The organism is Acinetobacter sp. MYb10 (genome assembly GCF_002980175.2).
In the GTDB taxonomy this organism is placed as follows: domain Bacteria; phylum Pseudomonadota; class Gammaproteobacteria; order Pseudomonadales; family Moraxellaceae; genus Acinetobacter; species Acinetobacter guillouiae.
Window position 1 is genome coordinate 3,863,486 of the sequence record NZ_CP058272.1, and the last position, 16,129, is coordinate 3,879,614.

General features: G+C 36.6%; 16 protein-coding genes. 8 read left to right on the top strand and 8 right to left on the bottom strand.

Annotated elements, in window-relative coordinates:
• The first annotated feature begins 2 nt into the window (after nt 1-2).
• Complete coding sequence (locus CQZ96_RS18110) at nt 3-1,253, top strand: NADH:flavin oxidoreductase/NADH oxidase family protein (protein ID WP_105714647.1); 1,251 nt, start codon at nt 3-5, stop codon at nt 1,251-1,253.
• Nucleotides 1,254-1,304: 51 nt separating this feature from the next.
• Here the strand turns inward: CQZ96_RS18110 and CQZ96_RS18115 are convergent, their stop codons facing one another.
• The 4 genes from CQZ96_RS18115 to CQZ96_RS18130 all read right to left on the bottom strand — a co-directional run bounded on the left by CQZ96_RS18115 (nt 1,305) and on the right by CQZ96_RS18130 (nt 6,818).
• A complete protein-coding gene (locus tag CQZ96_RS18115; protein WP_105714646.1) occupies nt 1,305-1,745 on the bottom strand; it encodes a winged helix-turn-helix transcriptional regulator in 441 nt (146 codons plus the stop codon).
• Nucleotides 1,746-2,136: 391 nt separating this feature from the next.
• The gene (locus tag CQZ96_RS18120) at nt 2,137-3,477 is read right to left on the bottom strand and encodes a PepSY-associated TM helix domain-containing protein (protein ID WP_105714645.1); all 1,341 of its coding nucleotides are present in this window, start codon (nt 3,475-3,477) and stop codon (nt 2,137-2,139) included.
• Nucleotides 3,478-3,676: 199 nt separating this feature from the next.
• Nucleotides 3,677-5,767, bottom strand: coding sequence for a TonB-dependent siderophore receptor (locus CQZ96_RS18125; RefSeq protein WP_105714644.1), 2,091 nt, complete (start codon nt 5,765-5,767; stop codon nt 3,677-3,679).
• 382 nt (nt 5,768-6,149) lie between these two features.
• Nucleotides 6,150-6,818 carry a TetR/AcrR family transcriptional regulator gene (locus CQZ96_RS18130; RefSeq protein WP_105714643.1) on the bottom strand — a complete coding sequence of 223 codons (669 nt, stop codon included), beginning with the start codon at nt 6,816-6,818 and terminating at the stop codon, nt 6,150-6,152.
• Nucleotides 6,819-7,012: 194 nt separating this feature from the next.
• Between CQZ96_RS18130 and CQZ96_RS18135 the strand changes: the two genes are divergently transcribed.
• Both CQZ96_RS18135 and CQZ96_RS18140 read left to right on the top strand, forming a co-directional pair.
• A complete protein-coding gene (locus CQZ96_RS18135; protein ID WP_178283387.1) occupies nt 7,013-7,867 on the top strand; it encodes a metal-dependent hydrolase in 855 nt (284 codons plus the stop codon).
• Nucleotides 7,868-7,886: 19 nt separating this feature from the next.
• Complete coding sequence (locus CQZ96_RS18140) at nt 7,887-8,336, top strand: limonene-1,2-epoxide hydrolase family protein (RefSeq protein WP_105714806.1); 450 nt, start codon at nt 7,887-7,889, stop codon at nt 8,334-8,336.
• A 365-nt stretch (nt 8,337-8,701) separates the two neighbouring features.
• On the opposite strand, the gene CQZ96_RS18145 is transcribed toward CQZ96_RS18140, so the two are convergent.
• Both CQZ96_RS18145 and CQZ96_RS18150 read right to left on the bottom strand, forming a co-directional pair.
• Entirely contained in the window at nt 8,702-9,541 is an 840-nt protein-coding gene (locus tag CQZ96_RS18145) for a metal-dependent hydrolase (protein ID WP_151956889.1), read from the bottom strand.
• A gap of 744 nt (nt 9,542-10,285) precedes the next feature.
• On the bottom strand, nt 10,286-10,891 hold the full coding sequence (locus CQZ96_RS18150) for a DoxX family protein (RefSeq protein WP_105713409.1): 606 nt from the start codon (nt 10,889-10,891) through the stop codon (nt 10,286-10,288).
• A 165-nt stretch (nt 10,892-11,056) separates the two neighbouring features.
• Between CQZ96_RS18150 and CQZ96_RS18155 the strand changes: the two genes are divergently transcribed.
• From CQZ96_RS18155 to CQZ96_RS18175, 5 genes are all read left to right on the top strand, one after another.
• Entirely contained in the window at nt 11,057-11,365 is a 309-nt protein-coding gene (locus CQZ96_RS18155) for a hypothetical protein (RefSeq protein ID WP_096733471.1), read from the top strand.
• A 70-nt stretch (nt 11,366-11,435) separates the two neighbouring features.
• Nucleotides 11,436-12,299: a DUF692 domain-containing protein gene (locus tag CQZ96_RS18160; RefSeq protein WP_105713410.1), complete on the top strand. Its 864-nt coding sequence runs from the start codon at nt 11,436-11,438 to the stop codon at nt 12,297-12,299.
• Nucleotides 12,250-13,008 (top strand): DNA-binding domain-containing protein, encoded by a 759-nt coding sequence (locus CQZ96_RS18165; RefSeq protein ID WP_105713411.1) that lies wholly within the window; start codon nt 12,250-12,252, stop codon nt 13,006-13,008. The genes CQZ96_RS18160 and CQZ96_RS18165 overlap by 50 nt, the downstream gene beginning before the upstream one ends.
• Nucleotides 13,005-13,625: an RNA polymerase factor sigma-70 gene (locus tag CQZ96_RS18170; RefSeq protein ID WP_105713412.1), complete on the top strand. Its 621-nt coding sequence runs from the start codon at nt 13,005-13,007 to the stop codon at nt 13,623-13,625. Before CQZ96_RS18165 ends, CQZ96_RS18170 begins: the two co-directional genes overlap by 4 nt.
• Nucleotides 13,619-13,804: a zf-HC2 domain-containing protein gene (locus tag CQZ96_RS18175; protein ID WP_105713413.1), complete on the top strand. Its 186-nt coding sequence runs from the start codon at nt 13,619-13,621 to the stop codon at nt 13,802-13,804. Before CQZ96_RS18170 ends, CQZ96_RS18175 begins: the two co-directional genes overlap by 7 nt.
• A gap of 210 nt (nt 13,805-14,014) precedes the next feature.
• On the opposite strand, the gene CQZ96_RS18180 is transcribed toward CQZ96_RS18175, so the two are convergent.
• A complete protein-coding gene (locus tag CQZ96_RS18180; RefSeq protein ID WP_105713414.1) occupies nt 14,015-15,409 on the bottom strand; it encodes a heavy metal sensor histidine kinase in 1,395 nt (464 codons plus the stop codon).
• Nucleotides 15,409-16,080 carry a heavy metal response regulator transcription factor gene (locus CQZ96_RS18185; RefSeq protein WP_105713415.1) on the bottom strand — a complete coding sequence of 224 codons (672 nt, stop codon included), beginning with the start codon at nt 16,078-16,080 and terminating at the stop codon, nt 15,409-15,411. The genes CQZ96_RS18180 and CQZ96_RS18185 overlap by 1 nt, the downstream gene beginning before the upstream one ends.
• Nucleotides 16,081-16,129 lie beyond the last annotated feature (49 nt).

Genomic DNA, 16,129 nt, shown 5'->3' on the forward strand with positions numbered 1-16,129 from the left:
CCATGACTGACTTGCCATTAAAAACAAATCTACTGAATCAGCCTTTAACGTTACCGAATAGTTTCGTAATTCCAAATCGTTTGGCTAAAGCAGCAACTAGTGAAACGTTAGCGACCTATTCCAATAACCCAACTGAAAAGCATATACGACTATACCAGCGTTGGGCGGCGTCAGGGATTGGCATGATTATCACGGGCAACATTATGATCGACCGACGTGCTTTAGGGGAGCCTGGGAATGTTGTTATAGAAGATGAACGGGATTTTGCAATTTTACAGCAATGGGCGAAAACCGTGACTAAGCAAGGCTCTCAATTATGGGCACAGCTCAATCATCCTGGAAAACAATCACCAAAAGGATTAAATGTACGAAACATTTCTTCGTCAGCAGTGCCATTTGGGGCTGAAATGCAATCTTTATTTGCAACGCCAGATGAAGCCACTCATCAGGAGATTATAGAGATTATTCAGCGCTTTGGTCGTAGTGCCCTGATATGTAAAAAAGCTGGATTTAGTGGTGTTGAGATACATGCTGCACATGGATATCTGATTAATCAATTTTTATCACCATTACATAATTTAAGAACTGACGAGTGGGGTGGTACTCCAGAAAAACGTCGCAAGTTTTTAATGGAAGTCTATGCAGAAATTAGAAAACAAGTAGGTGCAGATTTTCCAATTGCAATAAAGCTTAACTCAGCAGATTTTCAAAAAGGTGGGTTTACAGAAGAAGATTCTTTAGCAACCATCAAAGCATTGTCGAAAGCAGGAATTGATTTAATTGAAATTTCAGGTGGTACTTATGAGTCAGGAGTAGCTAAAGCACCTCAAAAAGCATCGACTATTGCCCGTGAAGCATTCTTTATTGATTTTGCTGAAAAGGTTAGAGCACAAGTAAAAACACCTTTAATGGTGACAGGTGGTTTTAGAAGTGTCGAAGGAATGAATCAAGCTTTAGGATCAAATGCTTTTGATGTAGTCGGGATTGCTAGACTGATGGCAATTGATCCTGATGCTCCCAAATATCTATTAGCTGGAACCAATAGCAACCAAACAGTTCAACAAATTAAGACAGGCATAAAAAAAATTGATCAACTTGGGATTATGGAAGTACTTTGGTATACCCAACAACTTAGTCGCATTGCCAAGGGAAGTAATCCAAAACCTAATGAAAGTGGCTTATGGGCCTTTATCAAATCAGTTTTAAGAAGTGGTTGGGGGACGTACAAGACACAGCGTACTCGAATGAAATAATAATTCAGCATATAAATTTATAAAAAGCACTTTAACGAGAGTGCTTTTTAATTATTTAGCTTTTTGGTGAATATTTCGAGAGCCAATTTCAGCACCTGTCACTTGATCAATCACAATCGGTACAATTTCTGTACCTTGTTCAGCATCAAGAAATATAGGCATTTTCTCTGGATTTTCAAATGGTTTATGCTTACGGCCCCATGCTCCGATTACAAATAAAACGGGCAAGAAATCTTTACCAGCTTGAGTTAATAAATATTCTTCACGTGGTGGGTGTTCAGAATATTGTCGTTTTTCAAGTAATCCTTCATCTACTAAAGCTGATAAGCGTTTAGTTAGCATCGTGGGAGCAATGCCTAAACTTTTACGAAACTGATCAAATCGTGTAAATCCTGCATGAGCATCACGTAATATCAACATGCTCCAAGCATCGCCAAGAACGGATAGACTTCTTGCAATAGGGCAGATTTCAAGGTTAGTATTTTTAGTCATAAAATTAATAAACTTTATAGTTACTACTCAAATGATATTAACACGATTGGTTTTTATAAACTATGAAAATTGGTGATCAAGAGCAATATACATAAATTGTATTTAGATTGATTGCATCCACTTAACTGTATCTGATGGAATCAATTAGTAAGAAGTTATTAGATCAACCAAACAAATTGATGAAGCAAGTAAGGCAGCAGGATTTAATCAGGAAACTTTAGATCATGTAGCACGGAAAGGTTATAGCATCAAGCGACTTACTGTCATGTGAATAGCCACCAAAATTCTAGACACATTTAACCATCTTTTGATGGGTCTTTTCATAATCTAATGGAGAACGTTGGCCATTTGAAGAGTAGCTAAGCACAGTTTTTAGTGCCTAGCTAACTAATTATAATAATCTGGATTGATACTGTTTAAGCATTATGAAAGTAATAGCCACGGCTATGCTGATTGCGAAGGTTGGCAAACAAATTAGAAAAATGAGCAGCGACAGAAGAAGAAAAAATCTCTGTTTTATGTTGCCGATTCTCCAAAGTTGTAAGCTCTGCTTTACGAAATTGTAGATTGTCTGCTTTAAATTAAATGTACGGCTCCACAGCCATAAAGCCAAAAGAATCATAAAGCATAGAGCAAGCGAATAGATCATTAAGATGAGTTGATTGATCCAACCAAATAAAATACCAATATGCGCATCCACTCCCCAACGGGTTAGTTTGGCTGCTAGTGGAAAATCTTCAAATTTTAAATGATCAATAACTTTATTACTTTGCAGATCAATCGCGATACTATCTGCTTCTGTAGGCCAGCGACGACGTATTTCTGACACGGTCCATGCTGTATTTATCCTTGTAGGTGGCTTTATTTGAAGTTCAGAACTATGAATACCATTTTGTTTAGCAACCTGTAGCACTTGATCAAAATTTTCTGCTTTTATGAGCGGCTGATGATTCATTTGACCCGTATCGGTATGATGATGTACATGTCTATCAATCAAATGCGTACCCGAAAGAGAGCTGACGAGCACTGGTGTCTGCCAACTCAAGGCTTGGCGAAGTATACGGATATTTTCTCCAGTCCATTTAGACCATGTTAAACCTGTGATCGCAACAATCAGCAAGAGTGGAAATAAAATAATTCCAATCCAGCTATGCCATTTTAAAACTTTATTTCGGACAGTCTTGCTATGATTAAAATGTTTTCTACGTATATACCAATGATAAAACCCTGACAGACTGAGAATTGCTAACCAACTTGCGGCAAGCTCACTATAGAATCTTCCAACGTCACCCAGAAGTAAATTGCTGTGGAGTTGATCGATTAGCGTTCTTAAGGGGAGTACACCGCTCGTACCATAAACAGGTAATTGCCCCATAACCTCTAAAGTATACGGATTCACAAAAACTGCTTGGTTATTCAGTTTATTTTCTGGATCTGAATAAATAACCCGAGTGGTTTGATCCGATGCAGGTGCTGGACGTACCTCAGTAATTCTTGCTGATTCTGCCATCTTTGACTGAGCTGCAAGAACTTGCAGACTCAGTTGTTGTTGAGGGCGATTTTCACTGTGTATATACAACTGCTCCTTATAAAGATATTGCTCTAATTGCGGACTGCTGACATACAGGAAGCCAGTAAACGCAGCAATAAAAATAAATGGTGCAACAAATATTCCTGCATAAATATGGACTAAGCGGAATAGATTTTGCCAATAAGAGGGTTGTTGGGGCATGGCAATCTGAAGTTAATGATGAGCTATTGGGGGGATGAAATTATAACTGTTTAGACCATATAGCACGACACGGTAATGTTAATGTGTATTATAAGGTTGGCGGTTATATTCGATGCTGACAATATGTTTACACTTTCATAAGTTTAATGGTTAAGGCTATATCAGCTTAGCTAGCCTTAACGCATTCATTCAAACAAGTTTAAAATTTCCATTGCACTGCCAATGATGCATTCAATGGTTCACCTGGTTGTATCCACATCTCACTATAACTCGCCGTGTAATAGGTTTTGTCCAAAAGATTATTCAGGTTGAACTGATAACGTATTTGCTCTCTTGGCGCATAGTAAGCATTTAAATTAATTAATGTATATTCAGGAAGATTGAATCCGTTATCGGTGCTATAACCGCTACGTTTCCCAACATAAACAGCTGTTGCCCCAACGCCTACATTTGAGTTGTTTGATAACGTCCATTCATAGTTTGTACTGATTGAACCGCTATGTTTGGGAACGTTGCTTAAGCGGGAACCTTTAGCAAGCGTTTGATCCTTCTCAATTTGAGCATCTGTGTAACTATAGTTGGCGCGGAGCGATAACTGGTCATTCAGTTGTGTTTCGACATCTAGCTCTATCCCTTTGCTAGAGACCTCTCCAGCGGTTATCTGGAAGTTGTTATCTATTGGGTCTGTTGTGAGCACATTTTTCTTATCCATTTTAAATAATGCAACACTGATCAGACTTTGTGGGTTAAGTTGGTATTTACTGCCGATCTCATAACTTTGACCTTTTTCTGGGTCGAAGGTTTGGTTATTGCGATCCATTCCGCTATTAATTGCAAATGATTGGCCATAATTGGCATAGAGAGACCATGCATCACTCAAACGATAGTTCAAACCAAAACGCGGACTGGTTTGTTGTAAGTCTTTTTGATTTGAGGTTGTGGCAATCTTATTCACAAATTCTTGTGTGACATGATCAAAGCGTAGACCGAGTAAAACACTCCATTGGTCATTAAAAAAAACCTGATCTTGAACATTGAAGGCGAAGTATTTTTGTCGATCCTCAGTATCAATAAATAGAGGAAGGTCTGGTAAATATTTTCCATAGGTAGGTTGGTAAATATCAATGGTGTTGGGTATATCTGAACTGTGATTACGGCGTAGTTGCAATTGGCGATATTTCATTTGTCCTGTTTCTGCACTCAACAATATTTCATGTTTTGCCCAGCCTTGCTGTATCGTGCCTAACATTTCTGTTTGGAATAACACATCATCACTTTTATTATCCCGATAACGTCGCTGCCGCTCTAAAGTACGACCATCGCTTTGTATACGACGAGGTTCACTTGAAAAGCCTTTTAACAAACTATCTTTCACACTCACAGCACTTTTGACCTTCCAATCATCATTTAACTGATGCTTGAGCCGAATTTGATAAAAATTATCAGTTTGTAAATGATCTCCATCGCTTGGTTCACCTGTATAGGTTTTTGGATTCATTACAATTTTCTGCTGATAAGCACTAATACCACGATCAAATAACCCTTCTACACGAGTGAATTCTGTGTCTAAGTCCAATTGAGTTCGATCAGATAACTTCCAGCTTAATTGCGGAGAAAAAAACCAGCGTGAATTACTCACATAGTCCCGAAAACTCTGATTATCTTCATGTGCAATAGCAAAACGATATGCTAATTGATCGTTAATAGGAGCGGTATGCTCAAAGCTAGCACGATATTTTACTAGGCTATTCGCTCTTAAATTAATTTCACTAGATGATTCCCATGCCGGCTTTTTAGTATTGATATTAAGTAAACCACCTGTTTCTCCTCGTCCATATAGTGCAGCCATTGGACCTTTGAGAAACTCTAAAGATTCAATATTGACCATATCCCGAGACGCACTGAGACCCCGATTCACACTTAATCCATTTCGAATAATTTGCGGTCCGATATTGGGATCAGTACTAAATCCACGGAATGAAAAGTTATCCCAAAAGCCACCACCATAATTGGTTTGACTGAATACACCACTTACTTGGTTTAAGGCATCATCTATACGTTGCATATCTTGCTGTTTTAAAATTTCCTGAGAAAGAAAGCTGCGACTGGAAGGGGTATCAAGTACATCATGGGTAAATTTTGTTGACGCAGATGTTGTTATGACATTCTGATCTGTTTCTTTCGCTTGTATGACAATTGTGGGAAGGGAACTCGTTGGATCAGATGTTTGTGCCCAGACTAAGTTTGAGAGTAATGAACATGAAGAAATTAGATAAAATTTGGAAAGCATAGGGAGTAAATATCAATCAAGTGTAATGTTATATTATTACAACAAATTTGATTTTGCATTTTATTTCTCAATTATTTCAGAAGATTGGAGGTGCTTTCTTGTTCTAAGCACTCCCAATCACATATTTTAAAAAGAGCGAAATTCACTTTCAATTAAAAATACTTAAGTAAGGTGATATGCTTGGTTCTATGTTTAAATTCAGAAAATTTAACAATAAGTGGATAGAGTAATTCACTGAGTACGATAGCAATAGCTCAAAGCGTCCAAACGCCTTCTACACCGTAATATTTGCCGTAATTTTTACCAAAAATATAGAAAGTAATAATGATATAATTTTACTAGTCATACTTTACAATTGATTTATCAATAATTTTGATATTATTTATATATTTTGTTTGTAGCCGATCGAGAATTTAATAAAATCAACTAAATCATCTTCAATATTTAACAGATCATCAAATTTATTTTGACAGATATTACGAAAAATAATTTCATAAGCTCCGCCAATCGCCGCGTCATAGAATAAATCCGGAACAGCTACCCATAATTCAGGTTGTTTGATCTTTATAGTACTATGAATTAATTTAAGTCTCTTTCCTAATTCTGCAAAAAATAAATTGCGTTGCTCTAAACATCGACTCCCAGCTTTCGGGAATTCAATTGCCCATGCCTTAGTGAAGTCCTGTTCAGTAATACACAGTTGTAAATAGGCACGTAGAGAAGACCTGATCCATTGATCACCGTTGTTCCCATGAGCTTTAATATCCGTAAGTACTTGTTCATACAAGGCTTTTCGGCCTAAATCATCAGCAGCAAGAAAACAATCTTCTTTATTTTCAAATATTTCATAAAATGCCTGTTTAGACACTCGTGCTGTTTTAACAATGTCTGCAATCGTTGTGGCAGCAAACCCCTTTTCAGCGAATACACTAATTGCTGCTTTAACCAAACGTCGACGTTGCTTTTCGCGTGTTTCTTCGGTTAGCAGGCTGGTACGTCCTCTGGGTAAACCTGCAGCTTGAGTATCGTAAGCACCAGAAAGTTTTTCCACACTAAATCTTCTACAAATTTATAATTTTACCAAAGCTATCATTAACTAGTTTATTGCTCAAGATTGTTTTGTTTAAACAATCTTCAATTAAAAATAAATATATAAATTTCAATTATATAAGAAATATTGATTGACTAAGAATGTAAAGCAATTTACAAAAGAACTATTGGGTACTTTTGTAAATTGGAAAAAATATGTCCACCTTAGAAGCTATTAAGATTAATCAATCTTCCACAGCACATCGTATGAAAGCTTCATTTCCTGTCAGACGCTTAAGATTTGATTTCACCAGTTCAAAGCGTTATTGGTTTGATAATGATGCATATTTCACCCATTTGATGAATGCAATGTCTGCTATTTTTCCTCAGGGGGAATTGATGCTAATAGAAGCTTTGAGAAATATTCGGGACAAAATTGATGATCCTCTACTTCAAGCAGAAATCAGTGCTTTTATCGGACAAGAAGCCATGCATGCTAAAGAGCATCTGGCATTCAATCGTTACGCTGATGAACAGCATATTAATATCGATAAATTACAGAATGAAGTTAAAGACTTGTACGCCATAATGCAAAAAATATTGCCAAGTATGCATATCATGTCAATTGGGTGTGCGATTGAACATATTACTGCAACCTTAGGGGCTGAACTTTTACGCAATGATGATTGGAATAATCGTTTAGTCGGTCCAGTTGCTGAACTGTGGCTTTGGCATGCAGTTGAAGAAAACGAACATAAAGCAGTATTCTTTGATGCTTATGTCGCCTCAGGCGGGGGATATGTATCTCGTATTTTTTATATGACCATCGCAGGCAGTATTTTAACTTTCTTAATTGCAAATAACACACGACGATTGCTTAAAGCAGATCGAATGCTTTCTCTGAAAGGTATAGCGCAGTTCCTCAAAGAAGGAGTCGGCCATCGAGGATTATTAACCTTACAAACCGTTAAAGACTTTCTTGATTATTATCGACCTGATTTTCATCCTTTTGATCATGATACCAAGGCTTTAGAAAAACTTTGGCAGCAACGTTTGGATCTCAAAATTTAAATCTTAGGGAAATACATAAATGAAAACAACATCAAATATTGATGTAACAAATATACAAGTACAATCAGAAGAGGTTGTAGAACGATTCCTGACTGCTTTGGTTGAACAAGATCATAATGTGATTAATGAACTCCTTCACTCAGATGTGCTTTATACAAATGTTTCTTTACCGACTTTTAGAGGTGGTAAAAGGGTTGCTAGTTTAATCAAAATTGCGCTCAGTAGCTCAAGAAAATTACAAGTTAAAAATCATCAAATCGTTGCAAAAGGAAATATAGTTCTCACCGAGCGTACGGATATTCTAGAAATTGGACCACTGCATATTGGATTTTGGGTATGTGGCACATTTAAAGTTGAGAATGGAAAAATAATTTTATGGCGTGATTATTTTGATTGGTTGAATATGAGCAAAGGGCTGCTTAGAGGAGTTTTCGGGATAGGAATAATTGGTTTACGTCCCAAAATATAGATTTTTAACACATGTTTTTGAAATTTATAACTTTTGGGATTGCTTTTTCTTGAAGTTAAAAAGTTGCTTACATCCTTCGATGTAAGATGTCAAATCAATATGTATAGTATCGTTACTATATAAATTGTTTCAATATGAGAAACTTAAAGGAGTAACAGATCAATTCATAGATGTGTTTGTTTTAGCCATTACTCCATTTAAAGCGCCTTATACAGCAATAATTAAAACCGTTATTAAAGGGTAAAGGACAATTATTGAAAAAATCAAAAAGGTTGCCTAATAAGGCTTTGGGATTACTAGAATTTGAAAGAATTCTCTTGAATGGAAGAGCATTCTTTTTTGAAATACTCTTCATAAATTTACCTTTATTGAACTTTAAGACTTAACTCTTTCTGCCAGCGTTGTTCTAATTGTTTTGTATCATAGTCAAATGGATGAAATGATGGACGAATATAATCGAAGAATTCTTTAAGGACTATAATATTAAATAGCCCTGTTTTCGGGTGAGCAATTTGACTGATAGATTGCAAGTGTTTTTTTGATAGAAACTTCTTATCTGCGATTAAGAGACGGGCTGTTCCATAGGTCATTAATCCTGCAAAAATACTACATCCAAGTACCATCCATACAATTCGTCTAGTATATCCACCACCTGCAGCATGATAGGCATCAAAAAACACTGCTTTATGTTCATTCTCTTCAACTGCATGCCAAAGCCATAAGTCACGTAGAGGACCAACCATCCTTTGATTCCACACATTATTACGTAATAACTCTGCACCAAATGTTCCATTACAATGTTCAATTGCGCAGCCGATTGCCATACGATCCATTAATGGTATAGTTCGATCTAGTAGAGTATATATTTGAATTAATTGTTGCTCAAAAGTTTCAATATCAATTCCATTTTGATCAGCGTAACGATGATATGCGGTATGTTCTTTAGCATGCATGGCTTCTTGACCAATAAATGCGCTGATATCAGCTTGTAATACTGGATCGTTAATACGTTCTCTAAGCGTACGAAGCATTCTTATTAAAAATAATTCTCCTTGTGCTGTTATTGCTGATAATGTATTTAAAAAATGACTATAAAGAGGATCTTTATCAAACCAATAACGTGTAGAAGGATCAAAATTAAATTTAATATTTCGAACAGGAAAAGAGGATTTAACTTTTTGTATAGCGTTAATTGTAGTAGACATGATAAATATTACTCCATTAAACGGAAACGATGTACCTTACGAACTATTAATATCGTAAATAGGACATAATGAATATTTCTTAAAAGTACTATAGGGTTCTTTTGTAAAATATAAGGGATGCATTTGTCAATATATTTTTGACAATAAGTATTGTCATAATTTCCAGTATTAGTTATATTTTTATATATTCCTTATATTTGATGTGATATTTTGCATAAATTTTTTTAGAGACTTTTAATGAATACTGTCATTTTCTGAAATTGGCTTGAGACATGTAGAGTCTTTTACATATTACAGTACGATTTTTCTTACTCATCTTTTTACTTATGCGATTGTTAATTTAGTTTTGGAATATCGACTGGACAACTCAATCGTATACTTTGTTTAGTTATTCTGTATTTACGCTGGGCAAACTTTCACTCTTACGAATCATGCACGTAAAATTGGTGAACTATGGTTGGATGTAACCAATGGCTATGGAGCAGTTTCATTTGAAGAACATAATTTTAAAGGCATTTCGTAAATTGGTTTGATGACAAGCAGATTCAGCTTGTTTTGCAAGCTGTAAAAACCCATTTAGTAAACAGTTATGCTTAATATCATTATTTAAGAGCGATAAGGCATCGTCGAAAGACCTTTGACTGTGAGTGTATCTTTCTGATTTTGGTTTAAAGCGTAATCCAAGTTGCTTTAGTATTTACTGGTGAATGATATGAGGGAATAAACTTTATTCCCTCATTCATTTCATTTTAAGAAAAAATGCTTCACCCAGTAATCAAAACTTAGATAACGTCCACCGCCAAGCACAATTAATGCTAACAGCATGACTAAGTAGGTTACGGCAAACTCAATACCATTATTTAATATGACAAATGATCCACTTGAGGTTAACCAATCATAATTTCCATATATTTCTAAGATCTGACGAGCCTTTTCTAACTTTTCAGATGAAGCAATCACCTGAGCGCTAGCAAATGGAGCATTGGGATCAGCAATTGCTTGCCATCCATTCGGTAAATGTACTGTAACGATAGCAACTAGCATGGTGATAATGAGTGGAATACTGATTAGGCGGGTTAATAAACCTAGCGCTAACAAAATAGCTCCTAAAATTTCAGCAGAAGTCGCAAGCGTAGCTAACAATGTCGGGAATGGTAAACCCAAGCCCCAATCGGTATTACCAAACCATTCCACTGTTTGTTGAAAATGCGCAAATTTGTTTGTACCTGCCATCCAGAATATAGGGACTAAATAAAGTCTCAGTGTAAGTGCTACGATACCGTCACCATGTTTTATGAGACTACAAAATTTTTGGTATTTTTCAGATAAAGCATAGATAGCGTTATTCATGAAAATTTCACACCCATTAAGATTGAATAGTAATTAGTCGATTGGTAACTGTGTTTCTTACATAATTCATAATTTTTAATTTGGACTGTAATAAATGGTAGTTTAGGTCGTCTAACTATATGTACCTAAGTACAAGCAAGTAAATTATCTTAAAGGAATAGAACAATGAATAAACTCAACTCAATCACATCAGTCGCAGCACTGCTAGCTTTATCTGTTGCTGGTGTAACTCAAGTATCAGCAGCCCCAACAACGCATGCGACAGAAACCCATGCGAAGAAAGCCAGTGATGCAAAATGTGGTGAAGCCAAGTGTGGATCGAACAAAATGACGAAATCACAAAAAGCGGCAGAAGCAAAATGTGGTGCTGATAAAAAAGCAGCAGATGGTAAATGTGGTGCAACGAAGAAAGCAACGGATGCGAAATGTGGTGCTGATAAAAAAGTTGCTGATGGTAAGTGTGGTAGTAAATAGTCAATCAGTTAAAGAATGATGTCGCTGTGAATCACATAGACGGCATCATTTCCAAAGTTGGAGTATCACCATGGTTAATTTGGCTGGTGTAGGGCTTGGGCTAAGAAGGGATTTTATTGATGAGTTTCTAAGTGCTAAAAAAGTGCCAGACTTTATTGAAATCGCGCCTGAAAATTGGATAGGTTTTGGTGGTCGGCATGCAAAGTTATTAGCTCGGTGTGTGGAAAAAGCACCTTTAATCTGTCATGGGCTGTCTTTATCCATTGGTGGGCCACATCCACTCAATTTAGAGTTTATTCAAAAAATTAAAGGGTTTTTAGAAGATTATCATATCCCGATTTATTCCGAGCATTTAAGTTATACCCATGATCGTGGCTACTTATACGACTTGATGCCAATTCCAATGACTGAGGCGGCAGTTAAATATGTAGCCGAACGTATTTTACGTGTCCAAGATATTTTAGGTAAAAGGCTGGTGATCGAAAATGTCTCAACCTATTTGATGCCAAATGCTGAAATGAGTGAGGCCGATTTTGTATCTGAAGTACTTCAGCAAGCAGACTGCGAGTTATTACTCGATGTGAATAACGTCTATGTAAACAGTATAAACCACGGCAGTGATGGGTATGCCTTTATTCGAGCAATGCCAAAAGAGCGGATTCGTTATATACATATTGCTGGTCATGAACAAGTTGAACAAAATCTATTGATTGATACGCATGGTGCTGAAGTATGCGATTCTGTCTGGCAATTATTACAATATACTTATCAAGTGTGTGGTGTAAAACCAACATTACTTGAGCGTGATTTTAATATTCCATCATGGCAAGAGTTACAAGATGAAATGACGAGAATTAAAACAATTCAGCAGCAGGAGGGCGGTGATGAAAACAGAGCAAATATCATTCCAAGCTACACAGCAGCAGTTTTGTAATTGGATTCGCTTTCCTCAATCTGAGTTACCAAAAGCTCTTCCTGCGGAACGAATGCAGATTTATCGAGATTTACTTTTTAATAATGTTTGTTCTTTTATTGACTTGGTCTATCCCATTACTCGTGCAATATTGCCTGCGATACAGTGGCAAAAGTTATTAACTGAGTTTTTCCAACAAGCGCAATGTGAATCACCGTTTTATAATGATATTTCCCTACAATTTAGAGAGTATCTGACAGATTGTCAGCATCCCAGCTTACATGAATACCCCTGGTTAGCTGAGCTATTACAGTTTGAATGGCTTGAACTTTATTTAGATACAGTTCAAATTGAAAAAAAACGCCTTACTCGGCAGAGTGAATGGCAGTTAAATACTCAAGTCTGGGTGCTCGTTTATCAATATCCAGTCTACCAATGGTCATCAAGCACGATCATTGCTGAAGTTGAGCCTATGCCTAGTGCCATATTGGTTTGGCGAAATGATCAAGATAATATCTGCGTAGAAAGCTTATCTGTTTTATTCGCTGTGGTGATTGAACAACTCAATCAACAAGAGTTAGTTGAACAAGATATTAGAAGTTTAATAAAAGCGACGTTTCCTGATTTTTCTAGTGTTCAGATACAAACCCAGATCGATGAGTTAAAAGTACTATTAATTCGATTGAAATTGTTAGATCTACCCTATACAAATGATGAGGAAAATGGATGAGCATAGAGCCTGCAAATGCGAATCAAGAAATATTACAACAACTACAAAATCCAGCCTTTGTAATAGAATTACGACAACAAATGCTGAAGTTCGCAATTCTACAACTGTCATCATTACAGCAGGCTGAAGATGCTGTTCAAGAAGCATTAATGAGCGCATTTCAATATATTGATTCTTTTACTGGCCGAGCAGCTTTTAAAACGTGGGTTTTTGCGATTTTAAAAAACAAGATTTTTGATTTAATTCGGCAAAAATCTCGTTTAATGACGATGAGTGAATTGTTTAATGACGAAGACAGTGAACAAAGTATAGATGCATTATTTGATGCTTCTGGACATTGGAATAAATATGAAGCACCTCAAGCATGGCCCAACCCAGAAGAAATATTGGAACAACAAGATTTTTGGATTATTTTTGATGCCTGTTTGAATCATTTACCAGCCAAATATGCACAAGTTTTCATGCTTAGAGAAATGATTGAACTCAGTTCAGATGAAATTTGTGAAAAGTTAGGACTTACTGTGACTAATTTAAATGTGCTCATGTATAGAAGTCGAACAAGATTGCGTGAATGTTTAGAAAATAAATGGTTATTGAAGGATGATTGCTCATGTTAACTTGTCGCCAAGCCACCCAGTTATTATCTGAAAGATTAGACCGAACACTTCAATTTCGAGAGCAGGGTAATTTACAAATTCATTTATTGCTTTGCCGTTCATGCCGCCGCTATGGAAAACAAGTTAAAACACTCAGTCAGCTTTCCAAAGAGTTTAAAAACTTTGATGAGGGTAAGTAGCTCGTGTCTGCTGTTTCCAAAAACAAAGTCCTCAGGCCAAGTTGATGTGAGCAATGTAAAAGAACTATTAATTCGATTTTTTGTATATAATTGATTATGTTGGTTTTATTTAATCTGTATTTTTTTAAAGAAAAATATTTTATATCGATTTTTATTTGTGATTATTCCGTATATTTACTAGTCAAATTCATGTTGTGAAGAGGTCGGTATTTATAACTTTTCTATATACGCTTCAGGAAAAATTACCTCAAAACTTATACCTTCTGCCCTATTTACTGCATGATAAGTTCCTTCATGAAGCGTCATAATAGAGGCCACAATCGACAGGCCTAAACCGCCGGTTTGATGAGTATTCTGTCTGCTGGAATTGCACTGATAAAATCGCTCAAAGATATGAGACAAATGCTCTGGAGAGATTTCTAAACCACTTGTGATTACTGATAATGCAATCATAGACATGTTATTGATAGTTTTTCGATGGCTATGCACATAAATAGTCCTATGATTGCCGCCATGAATCAGTGCGTTGGAGATCAGATTATACAGCGCTTGTTGTAACAGTTCTGGATCTGCTACTAACTCAGTTGTTTCAAGCTCTAAAACAAAATTGCAGTGTTGTTCTTCGGCTTGATACTCGAAAATGCTAAATATATTTTCTATAAATAATTGAAGCTGAATCTTCTGCTTGTTTAAGCAAACCTTTTGTGTATCTGCGCGGGCTAGAAATAACATACTGTCAATCATTCTTTTTAAACGTTGATAGTCCTCCAAGTTGGAAATCATGACTTCCTGATACTGTACGGGACTACGTTCACTCATGAGTAAAATTTCGGTTTGGCCGATTAAATTATTCAAAGGAGTTCTAAATTCATGCGCAATGTCTTCGGAAAAACGATTCAGCTGACTATATCCTATTTCAATACGGTCGAGCATGGCATTGATATCGGAGGCGAGCTGTTCAATCTCACCAGGAGGATGAATCAGATTGAGTCGCTGTTCAAGTTTGTGAATACTAATGGCATGGGTTTGTTCGCGCAGGGTTCTTAATGAGTTCAATCCCAGACGGCTGGTAATAGCACAAAGAATGAAAATGGCCAGAATACCAGTAACTACGTAGATAAAAAGATGTTTTTGAAAAGGCGAGATAATGTCTTTTCTTTCCGACCACTGCTTGCCCGCAATTAATAGATAGGGCTGTCGATTAATTTGAATGGTTTTCCATGCAATACGGGTGGGGTAAGCATGAACAGATAAATCACGGAATTGGATTTGGGGCTGAAGGGTAAATTTAGGCAGAGGAATGCCAAGAGGATTGATGTTAATCAGAATCTGATCGCCGTGAATCAATAAAAACAGATTGTCTTGATTTCCGAGCATGTTTTGATACAGCTTTGGACGCGCGATAATCTGTTCAATATTGCGACTGTCTTGCAGCAAAGTTTCCAGACGTTCTATTCGGTCAACCAAAGCCCGATCTTGCTGCGAAATTAAAATCTGGTTGATGCCTAGATAGGTCATCAATGCTACAGCACACAGGACCATTGCAGCACAAGTTGTAGCCAGTAGCGTTATTCGTAGTTCTAGCGAACGAATGGATTTAAACATTACTTCTCTGCCGAAATTTTATAGCCTAAACCGCGAACTGTATGAATTAATTTTATATCATGCGCCTCATCAATTTTATTGCGTAAGCGTCGCACCGCGACATCAATAAAATTCGTATCAGTATCAAAATTGATATGCCACACTTCGGAAGCAATTTGCCTACGCGTAATAATTTCATTTGGATGCCTCAGCATAAAGTGCAATAAATTGAATTCTTTTTTGCTGAGTTCGATTAACTGCTTATTACGCCAAACTTTATGATTGATCAAATCCAATTTTAGATTGGCAATTTCTAATTGGTTTTCCTGCACATACTGCTGGCGTCTAAGCAGGCTCTTAATTCGGGCCAATAATTCAATATAAGAAAAAGGCTTAGCCAGATAATCATCGGCGCCCAGTTCCAGACCTTTGACCCGATCGATCACCTGATCTTTTGCGGTAAGAAAAATAACGGGAATCTTGGAAAACTGTCGTAATACTTTCAGGACAGTCCAGCCATCAATATCGGGCAACATTACATCTAATATAACCAGACTATATGCATGCATCTTTAACTTTTCCAAGCCTTCTAGCCCTGAATGGGCACATTGCGCCTCATAGCCAGACTCATTTAACCCTTTAACCAGATATGAGGCGATCTTCACTTCATCTTCGATAATTAGAATACACATTTTGTTCAGACTCATTTTGAATGATGACAACTCTGTAATGTAATTGTCA